Annotated in this window: 15 protein-coding genes and 1 pseudogene; 5 read left to right on the forward strand and 11 right to left on the reverse strand. The window is 71.1% G+C overall.

The genetic code is table 11. The features are described from left to right. Positions 1–118: 118 nt before the first annotated feature. The 7 genes from H295_RS0111045 to H295_RS0111075 form a co-directional block, all read right to left on the reverse strand. Complete coding sequence (locus H295_RS0111045; protein WP_028809250.1) at positions 119–898, reverse strand: ABC transporter ATP-binding protein; 780 nt, start codon at positions 896–898, stop codon at positions 119–121. A 19-nt stretch (positions 899–917) separates the two neighbouring features. Then, positions 918–1,847: an ABC transporter permease gene (locus H295_RS0111050; RefSeq protein WP_020135423.1), complete on the reverse strand. Its 930-nt coding sequence runs from the start codon at positions 1,845–1,847 to the stop codon at positions 918–920. A gap of 97 nt (positions 1,848–1,944) precedes the next feature. Beyond that, positions 1,945–2,817 carry a glycosyltransferase gene (locus H295_RS0111055; protein ID WP_020135424.1) on the reverse strand — a complete coding sequence of 291 codons (873 nt, stop codon included), beginning with the start codon at positions 2,815–2,817 and terminating at the stop codon, positions 1,945–1,947. A gap of 8 nt (positions 2,818–2,825) precedes the next feature. Continuing rightward, positions 2,826–3,605, reverse strand: coding sequence for a CDP-alcohol phosphatidyltransferase family protein (locus H295_RS0111060; protein ID WP_078616624.1), 780 nt, complete (start codon positions 3,603–3,605; stop codon positions 2,826–2,828). Then, positions 3,583–4,644 carry an iron-containing alcohol dehydrogenase family protein gene (locus H295_RS0111065; RefSeq protein ID WP_028809252.1) on the reverse strand — a complete coding sequence of 354 codons (1,062 nt, stop codon included), beginning with the start codon at positions 4,642–4,644 and terminating at the stop codon, positions 3,583–3,585. Before H295_RS0111065 ends, H295_RS0111060 begins: the two co-directional genes overlap by 23 nt. Further along, complete coding sequence (locus tag H295_RS0111070) at positions 4,632–5,384, reverse strand: sugar phosphate nucleotidyltransferase (RefSeq protein ID WP_020135427.1); 753 nt, start codon at positions 5,382–5,384, stop codon at positions 4,632–4,634. Before H295_RS0111070 ends, H295_RS0111065 begins: the two co-directional genes overlap by 13 nt. After that, positions 5,381–7,168 (reverse strand): DUF5941 domain-containing protein, encoded by a 1,788-nt coding sequence (locus H295_RS0111075; protein WP_020135428.1) that lies wholly within the window; start codon positions 7,166–7,168, stop codon positions 5,381–5,383. The genes H295_RS0111070 and H295_RS0111075 overlap by 4 nt, the downstream gene beginning before the upstream one ends. 447 nt (positions 7,169–7,615) lie before the next feature. On the opposite strand from H295_RS0111075, the gene galE reads away from it, so the two are divergent. From galE to idi, 3 genes are all read left to right on the forward strand, one after another. Next, complete coding sequence (galE, locus tag H295_RS0111080) at positions 7,616–8,584, forward strand: UDP-glucose 4-epimerase GalE (RefSeq protein WP_028809253.1); 969 nt, start codon at positions 7,616–7,618, stop codon at positions 8,582–8,584. Positions 8,585–8,725: 141 nt separating this feature from the next. Continuing rightward, complete coding sequence (locus tag H295_RS0111085; RefSeq protein ID WP_020135430.1) at positions 8,726–9,667, forward strand: cation diffusion facilitator family transporter; 942 nt, start codon at positions 8,726–8,728, stop codon at positions 9,665–9,667. A 212-nt stretch (positions 9,668–9,879) separates the two neighbouring features. After that, a complete protein-coding gene (gene idi, locus H295_RS0111090) occupies positions 9,880–10,473 on the forward strand; it encodes an isopentenyl-diphosphate Delta-isomerase (RefSeq protein WP_020135431.1) in 594 nt (197 codons plus the stop codon). 111 nt (positions 10,474–10,584) lie between these two features. Here idi and H295_RS0111095 read toward each other — a convergent pair whose 3' ends face one another. Both H295_RS0111095 and H295_RS0111100 read right to left on the reverse strand, forming a co-directional pair. Then, entirely contained in the window at positions 10,585–11,211 is a 627-nt protein-coding gene (locus H295_RS0111095) for an ATP-binding protein (protein ID WP_078616625.1), read from the reverse strand. A gap of 126 nt (positions 11,212–11,337) precedes the next feature. Then, positions 11,338–11,943, reverse strand: coding sequence for an HdeD family acid-resistance protein (locus H295_RS0111100; RefSeq protein WP_020135433.1), 606 nt, complete (start codon positions 11,941–11,943; stop codon positions 11,338–11,340). 69 nt (positions 11,944–12,012) lie between these two features. Between H295_RS0111100 and H295_RS0111105 the strand changes: the two genes are divergently transcribed. Continuing rightward, positions 12,013–12,777, forward strand: coding sequence for an enoyl-CoA hydratase/isomerase family protein (locus H295_RS0111105; protein ID WP_020135434.1), 765 nt, complete (start codon positions 12,013–12,015; stop codon positions 12,775–12,777). Here the strand turns inward: H295_RS0111105 and H295_RS43125 are convergent. Together H295_RS43125 and H295_RS0111115 are read right to left on the reverse strand one after the other, a co-directional pair. Next, positions 12,749–13,399: pseudogene (locus H295_RS43125) on the reverse strand (DJ-1/PfpI family protein). The gene H295_RS0111105 and the pseudogene H295_RS43125 sit on opposite strands and share 29 nt — an antisense overlap. An 11-nt stretch (positions 13,400–13,410) precedes the next feature. Continuing rightward, on the reverse strand, positions 13,411–14,364 hold the full coding sequence (locus H295_RS0111115) for a GlxA family transcriptional regulator (RefSeq protein WP_020135437.1): 954 nt from the start codon (positions 14,362–14,364) through the stop codon (positions 13,411–13,413). Positions 14,365–14,477: 113 nt separating this feature from the next. Between H295_RS0111115 and H295_RS0111120 the strand changes: the two genes are divergently transcribed. Next, positions 14,478–15,347 carry an SCO6745 family protein gene (locus H295_RS0111120; RefSeq protein WP_020135438.1) on the forward strand — a complete coding sequence of 290 codons (870 nt, stop codon included), beginning with the start codon at positions 14,478–14,480 and terminating at the stop codon, positions 15,345–15,347. Positions 15,348–15,486 lie beyond the last annotated feature (139 nt).

Consider the following 15,486-nt stretch of genomic DNA (forward strand, 5'->3'; position numbering starts at 1 on the left):
CAAGATTCCTAAGGGGGCCGGAAGTTGACGTTTCCTTTGCAGACGCGGGGCCCCGCCGGAACAGTTCCGGCGGGGCCCGGTCAAGCGGAGGGGTCGTTTTCGTCCGGGGCGGGGTGGACTACTTGCCCGTGAACTTCTCGTACTCCTTGATGACCTCTTCGGTCGGGCCGTCCATGCGCAGCTCACCGCGCTCCAGCCACAGCACCCGGTCGCAGGTGTCACGGATCGACTTGTTGTTGTGACTGACGAGAAACACCGTGCCGGCCTCTTTGCGCAGTTCCCGGATGCGTTCCTCGGAGCGCTTCTGGAACTTGCGGTCACCGGTGGCCAGGGCCTCGTCGATCATGAGGACGTCGTGGTCCTTGGCGGCGGCGATGGAGAAGCGCAGCCGGGCCGCCATGCCCGAGGAGTACGTGCGCATCGGAAGGGTGATGAAGTCGCCCTTCTCGTTGATCCCGGAGAAGTCGACGATCTCCTGGTAGCGCTCCTTGATCTGCTCCCGGGACATGCCCATGGCGAGACCGCCCAGGATGACGTTCCGCTCCCCCGTGAGGTCGTTCATCAGGGCCGCGTTGACGCCGAGCAGCGAGGGCTGGCCGTGCGTGTAGACGCGGCCCTTCTCGGCGGGCAGCAGACCTGCGATGGCCCGCAGCAGGGTCGACTTGCCGGAGCCGTTGGAGCCGATCAGGCCGATGGCCTCGCCCTTGTACGCGACGAAGGAGACGCCCCGCACGGCGTGCACCTTGCGCACGCCCCGCTCCTCGCCGCGCTTGAGGATGCGGCTCAGGGCCGCGGTCGCGCTGCCCTTGCCGGTCTTGGCGCCGTTGACGCGGTAGACGATGTGCAGCTCGTCGGCGATCACCGTCGGGGTCTGCGCGTCCGCGACGGCCATGGTCATCTGCTCGTCCCGGATGTCGTCAGCCACGGCCGTACCTTTCCTCCGCCTTCCAGAAGTACACGAAGCCGCCGAGCGCGAACAGCGCGGCCCAGCCGCCCGCCGCCGCCCAGACGTGGTCGGGCAGGTTCTCGGCGCCGTAGTCGTCGATCAGCGCGAAGCGCATCAGGTCCATGTAGAGGGCCGCGGGGTTCCACTGGAGCACCGTGGCGACCCACTGGGGCTTGTCGGCCAGCATGATCGGGATGGAGAACATCACGCCGGACGCGTACATCCAGGTGCGCATCACGAACGGCATCAGCTGGGCCAGGTCGGGCGTCTTGGCGCCGGCACGGGCCATGATCAGCGCCAGGCCGGTGTTGAACAGGAACTGAAGAGCCAGCACCGGCACGATCAGCGCCCAGGACAGGTCCGGGTAGTGCCCGAAGCCGACCGCCACCGCGAACAGCACGAGCATCGAGAACAGCAGCTGCTGGAGCTGCTGGAGCGCGAAGGAGATCGGCAGGGAGGCGCGCGGGAAGTGCAGCGCGCGGACCAGGCCGAGGTTGCCGGAGATGGCACGCACTCCCGCCATGACCGAGCTCTGCGTGAAGGTGAACACGAAGACACCCGTGACCAGGAACGGGATGTAGACGTCCTTCGTCATGCCCCGGCTGGCGTCGAGGATGACGCCGAAGATGACGAAGTACACACCGGCGTTCAGCAGCGGGGTCGCCACCTGCCACAGCTGGCCGAGCTTGGCCTGGCTGTACTGGGCGGTCAGCTTCGCCCGCGAGAACGCGAGGATGAAGTGACGCCGGTCCCAGAGCTGGCGTACGTACTCGACGAGCGAGGGTCGAGCGCCGCTCACCGCCAGGTCGTACTTCGCGGCGAGCTGTGCCGCCGTGAGGCCCTGGTCGGGCGACACGGGCGCGCTGGTCGCGACCTTGCCGTCGTGCGTTGTCTCACTCAATGGTGGGTAACTTTCGTCTTCGAGATGCGCGGCCTGGACAGGCAGGGCATGAGCGTGGGGCCGCGGTGCGGCCCGGCTGCTCTCGGATACGAGCTTGTCAGATGACCGGTGGACGGCCCAGACGGGTGAGCCGCCACACCGTACGCCACTTCATGGGCCGGCGCGGACCGCAAGATGTGCTCCAGCCTTCCCGGAAACCGCCGAACCAAGCCTTCAGGGCGGGCCGGGACGGGCGGCGCAGCAGGGTCAGCAGCAGCCAGACACCGAGGTAGACGGGGACCAGCGGGGCGGGCAGGTTCCGGCGGGCCAGCCAGACGCGGTTGCGGGCGACCATGCGGTGGTAGACCGCGTGCCGGGAGGGCGCGGTCGTGGGGTGGTACAGCACCATGTCGGACCGGTAGTCGATCATCCAGCCCGCGTCGAGGGCCCGCCAAGCGAGGTCGGTCTCCTCGTGGGCGTAGAAGAACGCGTCCGGCAGGCCGCCGACCTCGGCGAGGACCTGGGTGCGTACGGCGTTGGCGCCACCGAGGAAGGTCGTGACCCGGGAGGAACGCATCGGGTCGGAGGCGCGCAGCCGCGGGACGTGCCGGCGCTGGGTGACTCCGGTCTCGGGGTCGGCGATGCGGAAGCTGACGATGCCGAGCTTCGGGTCCTCGGTGAACGCCTCGCGGCACAGTGCCGCGGTGTCGTGGTTCGGCAGCAGGCCGTCGTCGTCGAGGAACATCAGTATGTCGACTTCTCGACCGCTGGGTCCGAAGGCCTCGATGCCGACGTTGCGGCCACCGGGGATGCCGAGGTTCTCGGGCAGCTCGATCGTGCGGACGCCCTCGGGGACGTCCGGGACGGGCGAGCCGTTGCCGACCACGACCACCTCGACCGGGTCGCCGTCCTGCTTGGCGACCGAGTCGAGCAGGGCGCGCAGTTCATCGGGCCGGTTGCCCATGGTGATGATCACCGCGCCGACCTTCATGCCGGTGCTCACTTCAGCCTGCTGGAGGCGAGGATCGACACGAGGTGCAGCAGGGTCTGCAGCAGCGCGATGCCGGCCAGCACGGCGACACCGAGCCGGGAGAAGAACAGGTCGTCGCGCACCTGGTCGACGATCGCGAGGACCAGGATCAGCAGGGACGCCTCGATGCCGAGGATCAGGCGGTGGAACTTCAGCAGGGAGGCGGCCCGGCGGGCCAGCGCCATGCCGGAGGAGCGCATCTCGGAGGCGGCCTCCTGCACGGGCGGCTTTCCGGTCTGGTGCCGGGCAACGGCCACCAGGTCGGTCTCCGACTTGATGAGGATCGCGCCGAGTGCGGCGAGCGTGCCGAGGAAGGCCCACAGCCAGTCGATACGGCCGCTCCCGAACAGGTCGGAGGCGCGCAGACCGAAGCCGACGAGCACGGCCGCGTCCGTCAGGTACGCGCCGACGCGGTCCATGTAGACGCCGTTGAGCGAGTACTGCTTCTTCCAGCGCGCGATCTCGCCGTCCACGCAGTCCAGCAGCAGGTACATCTGGACGCACACCACGCCGAGCACGGCGCCCGGGATCCCCGGCACCAGCAGTGCCGGGGCCGCGAGGACACCGAAGACGGTCATCAGGTACGTGAGCTGGTTGGGCGTGACCCTGGTGTTCACCAGGTAGCGGTCCACCCGCAGGGACACCTCACGCATGTAGAGGCGTCCCATCCAGTGCTCACCGCTGCGCCGGTCCTTGACCCCAGCGGGGTGGACGACCGGACGGAGTTCAGCTACCGATGGCCTTGACATAGTCGGTGTAGATGTCCTTGATCTGGTCGGTCTTGAGGTCGAGGTGTTCGAGGATGGTGTAGCGGCCGGGGCGGGTCTGCGGAGCGAACTCCACGGCGCGCACGAACTCCGCGGGCGTGAAGCCGATCTCCTCCGGCAGCACCGGCAGTCCGTGCCGGCGCAGCACCTGCGCCATGTTGGCCGCTTCCTCATGGGCTCCGCGCAGGTACATCGCGAAGGCCGCGCCCAGGCCGCACTGCTCGCCGTGGGCGGCGGCACGCTTGGGGTAGAGCAGGTCGAACGCGTGGTTGATCTCGTGGCACGAGCCGGACGCGGGACGTGAGTCGCCCGAGATCGACATCGCGACGCCGGTGAGGACCAGGGCCTCGGCGAGCACCTGGAGGAAGTCGTTGTCCCCGACGCCCCCCGGGTGCCGCAGCACGGCCTCGCCGGCCTGGCGGGCCATGGCGGCCGCGAGTCCGTCGATCTTCTCGCCCTTGACGCGGTTCGCCAGCTCCCAGTCGGCGATCGCGTTGATGTTGGAGACCGCGTCGCCGATGCCCGCGCGCACGAAGCGCACCGGGGCCTCACGGATGACGTCGAGGTCGATGACGGCCGCTATCGGGTTGGGCACGCCGTAGGAGCCACGGCCCGCGTCGTTGTCGAGGGTCGCGACGGGCGAGCACAGGCCGTCGTGCGCGAGGTTGGTCGGCACGGCGACCAGGGGCAGGCCGACGCGTGCGGCGGCGAACTTGGCGCAGTCGATGATCTTGCCGCCGCCGAGTCCGACGACCGCGTCGTAGTGACCGGCCTTCATGTCGCCGGCCAGCCGGATCGCGTCGTCCAGGGTGCCGCCGTCGACCTCGTACCAGGTGGCCCCGGGCAGTGAGGGTTCCAGCCGCTCGCGCAGCCTCGCGCCCGAGCCGCCGCTGACCGCGACGGCCAGCTTGCCGGAGTGCGAGATCCGCTCGTCGGCGAGCACGCAGGCCAGGTCGTCGAGGGCACCCGGGCGGATGTCCACGACGACGGGTGACGGAATCAGCCTCGTCAGTACTGGCACGCGATCTCCCGTCCGCGGGCGAGATCGTCGTGGTTGTCGATCTCCACCCACTGGACGTCGCCGATCGGCGCCACGTCGATCCGGAAGCCGCGGTTCACGAGCTCCTGGTAGCCGTGCTCGTAGAACTGCTGCGGGTCGGTCTCCCAGACCGTCTTCAGCGCGTCGGCCAGTTCGGGGGCGGCGTCGCCCTCGATCAGGGTGACGCCGATGTACTCGCCGGTGGCCTCGGCGGGGTCCATCAGCTTGGTGATCTTCGTCATGCCCCGCTCGGGGTCGACGACGACCTTCATCTCCTCGTCCGCGAGGGACTTCACGGTGTCCAGGGCCAGGATGATCCGCTTGCCCTCACCGCGCGCGGCGAGCAGCGTCTTCTCGACCGAGACCGGGTGCACGGTGTCGCCGTTGGCGAGGATCACGCCGTCCTTGAGGGCGTCACGGCCGCACCACAGGGAGTAGGCGTTGTTCCACTCCTCGGCCTTGTCGTTGTCGATCAGGGTGAGCTTGAGGCCGTACTTGGCCTCCAGGGCCGCCTTGCGCTCGTACACGGCCTCCTTGCGGTAGCCGACGATGACCGCGACCTCGGTCAGGCCGATCTCCGCGAAGTTGGCGAGGGTCAGGTCGAGAACCGTCGGTTCGCCCTCTATGCCCGCGGGGCCCACCGGCACCAGAGCCTTCGGGAGGCTGTCGGTGTAGGGGCGCAGTCGGCGTCCGGCGCCGGCCGCCAGCACGAGGCCGATCATGCGGGTTCTCCTTCGTCGTGTACGGCGGGTGCCCCTGCGGACACCCAGAAGCGGATGCTCTCCAGGAGCACCACCAGGGCCACTGCCACGGCCAGGACCGTGAGCGCGACCGTGAACTGCGCGGCGGTGAGGGCCGCGGCCAGCACGGTGACGAGGAGCGTCCGCCCTTCCTGCCCCCCGACGGCACGCACCAGCCAGGCCGGGGGCGCTCCGGCGTTGCCGCGGATGCGGTACACCGTGTCGTAGTGATGGTAGGCGACGGCGCCCACCAGCCCGAAAGCTGCCGGTAGGGCTCCGTTAACGTCCGCCTTGGCCGCCAGGATCAGGACGGTGCAGTATTCGGCGGCGCGGAAGAGCGGGGGGACGAGCCAGTCGAGGGCGCCCTTGAGGGGGCGGTACAGAGCTTGACCGGCGGCGATCGCGTAGACGAAGGCGCCGGCGACGGGCGCCCAGGTGACCCCGGAGAAGAGGGACACCGCGAGAACGGCGGTACCGGCGAGCGCAATGACGAGCGGGGATCCGAAGCGTCCGGGGTTCACGCGGGCCACGAAGGAGGCCAGCGGTCCGTTGTCCGCCAGGTCCGCCAGCGCCCCCGCCGCCCGGTCCGTCCGCTGTGCCTTCCGCGTCAGCGACCGCAGCACCCGGCCCGCGGTCGTGTAGGTCGCCGCGAACGCGCAGCCGATGAGCAGCACGTAGAAGGTGATCCGGGGGGTCGTCACCGCAGTCAGCACCGCGATCATCGCCCAGCGCTCGCCGATCGGCAGGACGATCATCCGCCGGACCCACACCGTCCAGCCGACGCTGTCGAGCCGGCCCGAAAGGGCGGCCGTGGGGCTGGTGTTGGCGGTGGCGTCGTGGTTCGCCTCGTTGAAGGAGAAGTCGACGACGTGCCGGCAGGTCTGGAGGATCATCGCGCCCAGGGCGAGAGCCCAGACGTCGTCGCCGCCGCGGGCGGCGCCCAGGGCGAGGCCGGCGTAGTAGGCGTACTCCTTGGCGCGGTCGAAGGTGGCGTCGAGCCAGGCGCCGAGCGTGGAGTACTGGAGGGAGTAGCGGGCGAGCTGGCCGTCGGTGCAGTCCAGGACGAACGAGGCGATCAGCAGGACGCCGGCCGCGATGAACCCGCCGCGCGTACCCGTGGCCGCGCAGGCCGCCGCGATCAGGGCGGTGATCAGGGACGCCGTGGTGACCTGGTTCGGGGTCAGGCCCCGGCGGGCGCACCAGCGCGCGATGTAGCGGGAGTAGGGGCTGATGAAGTACGTGGTGAAGAAGCCGTCGCGGGACTTCACGGCCGACTTCAGGCGCACGGCCTCGTCGTCGACCTCCGCGACGGCCTGCCGTGCCTCGTTGCGGGCCTGCGGGTCCGCCGGGACGGCGGCGACCAGGCTGCCGAGCTCGGGGCGGTGCACGTCGGCGCCGTCCTCGGCCAGGGCGCTCACGATGCGGTCGGGGAGGCTGTCCACCGCGATCGCCGTACCGCCGCCGACGGAGTTCTCGCGGGCCAGCGCCCGGGTGAGCGTCACGATGCCGTCGGGCTGCGCGGTGACGGCGCCGGGGACGGCCGCGAGGGAGAAGCGGGGGTCGGTCAGGCCGAGGCGCAGCGCGTGCAGGTGGCCGACGAAGCGGGCGTCGACGAGGGCGATGCGCTGCTCGCACGGCGCTTCGGCGACCAGTCGCTCGGCGTCGGCGGCGTCCGCGGCGATCAGCACGTCGAAGCCGAGGGACCGCAGATCACCCTCGATCGACGATCCGGGGACCGGCTGACCGGTGAGGATGGCGGTCGACAACCGAACTCACTCCCTGGGTGCCGACGCGCGGGCGCCGGTCATGTGCACGATGGGGGCGCCCCTTGGCTGGACCAGGCGGGCGGCATGTCGGCAGAGGCTATCGGATGACAAGAAGGCTGCGTTCACCGCCCGTTAACGGGTCGATCAACACCGCCTCCCCCGGCCTTTGCCGCGATCATCATCGGTGATCCGGGCCCCCGCCCACAAACCGCGCCCCCCAGAGCGGACATCCGGGACATCGCAGGTGACGGAGGCCACGGCCGACGGGGGCACACGGGCCCAAGAGGCCATGGCCACCGGCTGTACGCGGGTCCACGGAGGCCATGGCCACCGGGCGTACGCGGGTCCACGGCGGCCACGGTCACGGAGTTCACGCCGGGGGCCACGGAGGTCACGGTCACCGAGGGCGCGGCGGGTCCCAGGGGTGTCGGCATAGGGTGGGCGACCATGACGTGGCTGATCACCGGCGGTGCCGGGTACATAGGAGCGCATGTGGCGCGGGCCATGACGGGGGCCGGTGAGCGGGTGCTCGTCCTGGACGACCTTTCGGCCGGGGTGCCCGCGCGGCTGCCCGCCGAGGTGCCGCTGGTCCGGGGCTCGTCACTGGACGGGGACCTGCTGAAGCGAGTGCTGGCCGAGCACGCGGTGACAGGTGTGGTGCATCTCGCGGCGCGCAAGCAGGTCGCCGAGTCGGTGGCGCAGCCCACCCGCTACTACCAGGAGAACGTCGGGGGCCTCGCGACGCTGCTGGAGGCGGTCGCGGAGGCCGGGATCGAACGCTTCCTCTTCTCCTCGTCGGCGGCCGTCTACGGCAACCCCGCTGTGGGACTGATCACGGAGGAGACGCCCTGTGCCCCCGTGAACCCGTACGGCGAGACGAAGCTCGCCGGGGAGTGGCTGGTGCGGGCGGCGGGACAGGCGCACGGGATCTCCACGGTCTGCCTGCGCTACTTCAACGTCGCCGGGGCGGCCGCGCCGGAGCTCGCGGACACCGGGGTGTTCAACATCGTCCCGATGGTCTTCGACCGGCTCACCCGTGGTGAGGCCCCGCGCATCTTCGGCGACGACTACCCGACCCCGGACGGCACCTGCATCCGTGACTACATCCATGTGTCCGACCTCGCCGAGGCCCATCTGGCGGCGGCCCGGCGGTTGTCCGAGGGGGACCTGAGCGGTGACCTGACGGTCAACATCGGTCGCGGCGAGGGCGTTTCCGTGCGCGAGATGGTCACGGTGATCGGCGAGGTGACCGGGGACCGCCGGCCCGCCCTTGTGGAGCCGAGGCGCCCCGGGGACGCCCCCGTGTCGGTGGCCTCCGCCGCCCGGGCCACCGAGGCGCTGGGCTGGAGCGCCCGCCGTGGGGTGCACGAGATGATCGATTCCGCCTGGCGCGGCTGGCAGCTGCACCACCAGTGAGGCTCCCCTGACCTGCGGATCGTTTGCCCAGGTCAGGGCACATGACAACGGTGTTCAGTGCCGCGTTGCCCGATACCCCCCGCCCGTAGTTCACTGTGATCCCGGGCGGATCGCCCGGGATCGACACGGGAGGCGGCTTCCATGGGGGCAGGGCACGATCACGGCCACGCGCACTCGCATGCGCCGGCCGGCGGTACGGCGACCTCGGCGTACGTCGGCAGGCTGCGGGTGGCGTTGTCGATCACGCTCACCGTCATGGTGGTCGAGATCGTCGGCGGTGTCGTCGCGGACTCCCTCGCCCTGGTCGCGGACGCGGCGCACATGGCGACGGACGGGCTGGGCCTCGGCATGGCCCTCCTCGCGATCCACTTCGCGAACCGCCCGCCGACCGGCAACCGCACCTTCGGGTACGCCCGCGCGGAGATCCTCGCCGCCCTCGCGAACTGCCTGCTGCTGCTCGTCGTCGGCGGCTACGTCCTGTACGAGGCGATCCAGCGGTTCGTCACGCCGGCCGACACCGAGGGCGGGCTGACCATCGTGTTCGGTGCGATCGGTCTGGTCGCGAACATGGTCTCGCTGACCCTGCTGATGCGCGGCCAGAAGGAGAGCCTCAACGTGCGCGGGGCGTTCCTGGAGGTCGCGGCGGACGCGCTGGGTTCGTTCGCGGTGATCGTCTCGGCCGTGGTGATCCTGACCACGGGCTGGCAGGCCGCCGACCCGATCGCCTCGCTCGTCATTGGCCTGATGATCGTGCCGCGCACCTTCAAGCTGCTGCGCGAGACCCTCGACGTCCTGCTGGAGTCGGCGCCCAAGGACGTCGACATGACGGAGGTGCGCACGCACATCCTGGCCCTGGACGGCGTGGAGGACGTCCACGACCTGCACGCCTGGACGATCACCTCGGGCATGCCGGTGCTGTCCGCACACGTGGTGGTGCGTTCCGACGTGCTCAGCGCGATCGGCCACGAGAAGATGCTGCACGAGCTCCAGAACTGCCTCGGCGACCACTTCGACGTGGAGCACTGCACCTTCCAGCTGGAGCCGGTCGGGCACGCGGAGCATGAGGCGCATCTGTGCCACTGAGCCGCGTGCGTCACCTCTGCCACTGACACACGTGTACGGTGCATGAAACGCCTGTTCTGACGGAACGCAGCGATCCGGTGCACCTTTGCGTCCTCCACTCCACAGCCCCGCCCGGGCGGTTCCCCGCCCGCCGCGCCGGGCACGATCAACTGCCGGGAGTGCCGGATCGGTGCGGCACACTTGGGGCGCGAAGACCGATGTGAAGGATGGGTATGCCGACCACACCTGCGACCACGACGCACACTCCGTCGAACGGCGCCGCGAACGCGATCCTGCTGGAACTGGTCGACGAGCACGGTGTGACGATCGGCACCGCGGAGAAGCTCGCCGCCCACCAACCGCCTGGGCAGCTGCACCGCGCCTTCTCGGTGTTCCTCTTCGACGAGCGCGGCCGGCTGCTGCTCCAGCAGCGGGCGCTCGGCAAGTACCACTCCCCCGGCGTGTGGTCCAACACCTGCTGCGGCCACCCCTACCCCGGCGAGGCGCCCTTCGCGGCGGCGGCCCGGCGGACGTACGAGGAGCTGGGGGTCTCCCCTTCGCTGCTCGCGGAGGCGGGCACGGTCCGCTACAACCACCCGGACCCCGACTCGGGCCTGGTCGAGCAGGAGTACAACCATCTCTTCGTCGGCCTGGTGCAGTCGCCGCTCGACCCGGACGCCGAGGAGGTCGGCGCGACCGCCTTCGTGACCCCGGCCGAGCTGGCGGAGCGGCACGCGAAGGACACCTTCTCGTCGTGGTTCATGACGGTCCTCGACGCGGCCCGGCCCGCGGTGCGGGAGCTGACGGGCCCGTCGGCCGGCTGGTGACGGCCGTCGCCCCGGGGCCGGACCGAGGATCAGGCCGGCTGCGGGGCACTGTGCCGACCGGCAGGGGTGAGCGGGGTCCTCGCGACGCAGGCCCGGTCCGCCGGACCGGCCTCAGGAGACCGGTGCGGTCTTGAGCGGCAGGGCGGCCCAGATCACCTTGCCGCCGCCGGCCGTGTGCTCGACGTCGCAGGCACCGCCCGCCTCCCGGGTGATCTCGCGCACCAGCAGCAGGCCGCGGCCCCCGGTCTCGCTGTGGGCGGCCTCCAGGGCGGTCGGCCGGTAGGGGTGGTTGTCCTCGACGGACACCCGCACCCACTCGGCGCCCACGGCCACCTCCACGGCGAGCATCGGCGAGAGCAGCGCCGCGTGCCGGACGGCGTTCGTGACGAGCTCGGACACGATCAGCAGGAGGCCCTGGACGAGGTCCTGCGAGACGGGTACGCCCTGCCGGTGCAGCAGGTCCCGCACGGCGTGCCGCGCCTGCGGGACGGAGGCGTCGACCGCGGGAGCGGTGAACCGCCACACGCCCTCGTACGGCAGCGGATCCGGAGGAGCCGGTGCGAAGAGGTCCGGTCCGAGAGGTCCCGGTCCGAGTGGGGCTGGTCCGAGAGGGGCAGGTCCCGCGCCGACCGGTCCGTGGGGATCCGGTGCGAGGGGGTCCGCCCCGTGGTCCGCTTCTCTGCCGGCGTCTCCGCTGTCCGTTGGACGAGGGCCGGACCCACGCCCATGGTCGTCCATTCTTCGGTCGCCACCCTTGCGCTCGATTGTCACCACACGTCGAGTGTTGGCAGGGCGTCACTCCGGCCCGCCGTACTGAACAGAAGTCAGCGCATATCGAGTGTCTGCGACCGTTTCCGCGCGGAACTACTCGGCTTCTGTCGGACCGGTTGGCGTTTCCTGTCGCTCGGCGACCATTCCGACGATCTTGCGGCCGCCGAAGCCGGTCGCGACGAGACCGAGGCCGTCGAAGAGCAGGGCGAGCGAGAAGAAGCAGCCGATCACGTACTTGCTGCTGCTCGGCCACGAGGCCAGCACCAGGATGCCGAGCAGCAGGCCGAACGCGCCCTGCACGAGCGTCCAGCCGAACTGCGGTCCGCGCACCACGAGACTGCCGACCAGCCGGAACACCCCGCCGGTCAGGAAGAGCAGCGCGGCGAACATGGTCAGGGCCGCGGCCGCCGCCTCCGGACGGGCGATGACGACGACGCCGGCCGCGATGTTCAGGGCGGCGACCACCACACCGAGCCAGAAGAAACTGGAGCCGCGGGCCTGGACCGCGTGGAGCAGCCCGACCACACCGCCGATCAGCAGGAGCCAGCCGAACAGGAACATCGAGGTGAGCGTGGCCACCCCGGTGTAGACCAGCCCGACCAGCCCCGCGATCACCAGGATCACGCCCAGTGCCGCCACCCATCCGAACTCGCGGCTCAACTGTGCCGGTTCGGTCCTGTCCACCCTCTTCACTGCCATCCGGGGCCTCCTCGCGCTGCGGCCCCCGGCTTGATCGTACGGTCGGGGGGTACGGCTAGCATCCGAGGTATGGAGTACCCGGAGCCGCAGCTGCTGCACACCGTCACCGACGCGGTAGCCACCGTCGTGGTCCACCATCCGGCCAAGCGCAACGCCATGACGGCCGCGATGTGGCGGGCGCTGCCGCCGCTGCTCGACACGCTGGCCGCCGATCCGGGGGTGCGGGCGCTAGTGCTGACCGGGGAGGGCGGGACGTTCTGTGCGGGCGCCGACATCTCCACGCTGCGCGAGGGGCCCGAGGAGGCGCAGGAGCTCGCGGTGCGGGCCGAGGAGGCGCTGGCGGCCTTTCCCAAGCCCACGCTGGCGGCGATCCGGGGACACTGCGTGGGCGGCGGGGCACAGCTGGCGGCGGCGTGCGATCTGCGCTTCGCGGAGGAGGGCGCGCTGTTCGGGGTGACGCCGGCGAAGCTCGGGATCGTGTACACGGCCTCCTCGACACGGCGGCTGGTGTCGCTGGTCGGTCCGGCGACGGCCAAGTACCTGCTGTTCTCGGGTGAGTTGATCGACGCGGAACGGGCACTGCGCACCGGTCTCGTCGACGAGGTGCTGCCGGAGGGCGAACTCGCCAAGCGGGTCGGTGAGTTCACCCGGATCCTGGCCTCCCGGTCGCAGCTGACGCAGGCCGCGGCGAAGGAGTTCGCGACCGGGCGCACGGACCGGGACGCGCACTGGGCCGGACAGGCGCGGGGCAGCGGCGACACCGCCGAGGGCGTCGCCGCGTTCCTGGAGCGCAGGGCACCGCGGTTCACATGGCCGGTTCCTGACCGAGGATGAAACGGCTGCTGGAGCGGAGCAGTTCCACGACGTCCGCGGGAGCCTTCTGCGGGGCCCCGGCGTCGTAGGGCGGCTGCGGGTCGTACTCGATGCCCAGCTGCACGGCCTGGGCGACGAAGTCTCCCGCCGTTCGTCCGATCAGGTCGAGCCCCATGTCGATGCCGGACGAGACACCGGCCGCGGTCACGTACTTGCCGTCCACCACGACCCGCTCGCCGGTCGGTTCGACGCCGTACGTCCTCAGCTCGTCGAGGGCCAGCCAGTGCGAGGTGGCCCGGCGGCCCTCAAGGAGGCCCGCCGCGGCGAGCAGCAGGGAGCCCGTGCAGACGGACGTGGTCCAGGTGCTGGTGGCATCGGCCGTGCGGATCCAGTCCAGGAGCACGTCGTTGGTCATCTGCGGGGTCTGTCCGGGGCCGCCCGGGACCACCACGATGTCGGGGTCCGGCACCTCGGCCAGGCTCCTGTCGGCGACCAGGGCGAGCCTGCCGTTGTCGGTGCGGACGGGGCCGGTCTCCTAGGCGACGAAGACGACCTCGGAGTCCGGAAGACGGCCCAGGGTCTCGTACGGGCCGATCGCGTCCAGGGCGGTGAAGCGGTCGAAGAGGACGATGGCGATCTGCATGGCGGGGCCTTTCACTGGGCCGGGTGGAAGCGGCGGCGGTATTCGGACGGGGCCGTGCCGAGGGCTCTGACGAAGGCGCGGCGCATGCCCTCGGGGGTGCCGTAGCCGCTGGCGCGGGAGATCTCCTCGACGCCGTCGGAGGTGTCCTCCAGCAGGCGGCGGGCGTGTTCGAGGCGGACCCGGTCGACGTAGCGGCCGGGGGTCATGCCGGTCTCGGTCTGGAAGGCGCGGGCGAAGTGGCGGGGCGAGAGGCGGGCCCGGGCGGCGAGGCTCTCGACGCTCAGGTCACCGTCCGGGTGCTCGGTGATCCACTGCTGGACCTCGCGCAGCGGTTCGCGCTGCGCGGTCTGCGCGGCGAGCTGGGCGCTGAACTGGGCCTGGTTGCCGGGTCTGCGCAGGAAGACGACCAGGTGGCGGGCGATGGTGAGGGCGGCGTCCCTGCCGAGGTCCTCCTCGACGAGGGCGAGGGCCAGGTCGATGCCCGAGGTGACGCCGGCGGACGTCGAGACGTGCCCGTCGCGCACGTAGATGGGATCGGGGTCCACCTCGACGGCCGGGTGGTCGCGGGCGAGCTTGTCGCAGTACGCCCAGTGGGTGGTGACGCGGCGGCCGTCCAGCAGTCCCGCCTCGGCCAGCCGGATCGCGCCGGTGCACACCGAGACCAGGCGCTCGGCCCGCGGCCCGTGCTCCCGCAGCCAGTCGGCGAGGCGCGCGTCTGGCCGCCGGGTGCCCTGGCCGCCGGGCACGACGAGGGTGTGCGGGGTGTCGGCTCGTGCGAGCGCCTCGTCCGGTACGACGGTCAGGCCGCTGGAGGTGCGCACGGCAGCGCCGTCAAGGGAGGCCGTGCGGATGCGGTAGCTGCCCGGGGTGTGCTGCTCGGCACCGGCGAAGACCTCCAGGGGGCCGGTGACGTCGAGGCTCTGCACCCCGTCGAAGAGGACGAAGAGAACGGATCGCTGGGCCATGCCTCCGATTCTTGGGGCGGCCCCTGATGGCCGCAATGACGAGTTGCCCACCTTTCCTGCCATGCCCCACTCCCCCGACGGGCGGATACCAAGCGGTCGGTAACCTGCGGGGCATGACTACTGCCGCCCTGGAACCCCGTGCCGGTCGCCGCTGTCACAACGCGCTCAACTCGGTGCACGCCACGCACTACTTCTCCCCCGACCTGGGAAAGGAGCTGGCCTCGGTCGGCGTCACCCATCCGAGGGCCGTGAACTTCGCGGTGCGGGCCGCCGCGCTGGGACCGGTCGGCGCGGGGGCGGTGACGGCGGCGTTCTACAACTACAAGCACGACCTGGTCGCCGAGCACGTGCCCGCGGTGTGGCGGACCGCCGCGCCGGAACAGGTCCTGGCCGCACGCGCGCGTGCCGTCGACACGACACTGCGCCGTCTGCTGGGCGAGGAGGCGCTGACCTGCGACGAGATGGCCGAGGCCGCACGGCTCGCGCTGCGCGCCGCCGAGGGCTGCTCGCGGGCCGCCCGTCCGCTGTACTCCGCGCACGCCGACCTGCCGGTGCCCCAGGAACCGCATCTGGCGTTCTGGCACGCGGCGACGCTGCTGCGCGAGCACCGGGGCGACGGGCATCTCGCCGCCCTGATGTCCGCGGAACTCGACGGCCTGGAGGCTCTGGTCACCCACACCGCGACGGGCCGGGGCATGACACCGTCCTGGGTGTTCACCACGCGTGGCTGGAGCCGGGCGGAGTGGGACGCGGCCGTCGGGCGGCTCCAGGAGCGCGGACTCCTCGACGCCGACGGCGAGCTGACGGAACGGGGGGCCGCCCTGCGCGAGGAGATCGAGGCGGAGACGGACCGGCTGGACCTGGCCCCGTACGAGCACCTCGGGGCCGAGGGCGTGCGGCGGCTGACGGAGCTCGCGGGCGGGTTCGCACGGACCGCGGTGGCCGCGGGCGCGTATCCGGCGGATCTGATCGGCAAACGCTGAGCTTCCGGAGTGCCGGAGACTTCCGGACTTCCGGACTTCCGGACGGCGAAGATTGCCGGTGACGAAGATTGCCGGAGCGTCCCGGAGGTACCCGTTCTTCTCCCGGTCGCGGTGGCCGGGAGAGGAAAGGGGATTGCAC

This window comes from Streptomyces sp. 351MFTsu5.1 (assembly GCF_000383655.1).
In the GTDB taxonomy this organism is placed as follows: Bacteria; Actinomycetota; Actinomycetes; order Streptomycetales; family Streptomycetaceae; genus Streptomyces; species Streptomyces griseorubiginosus.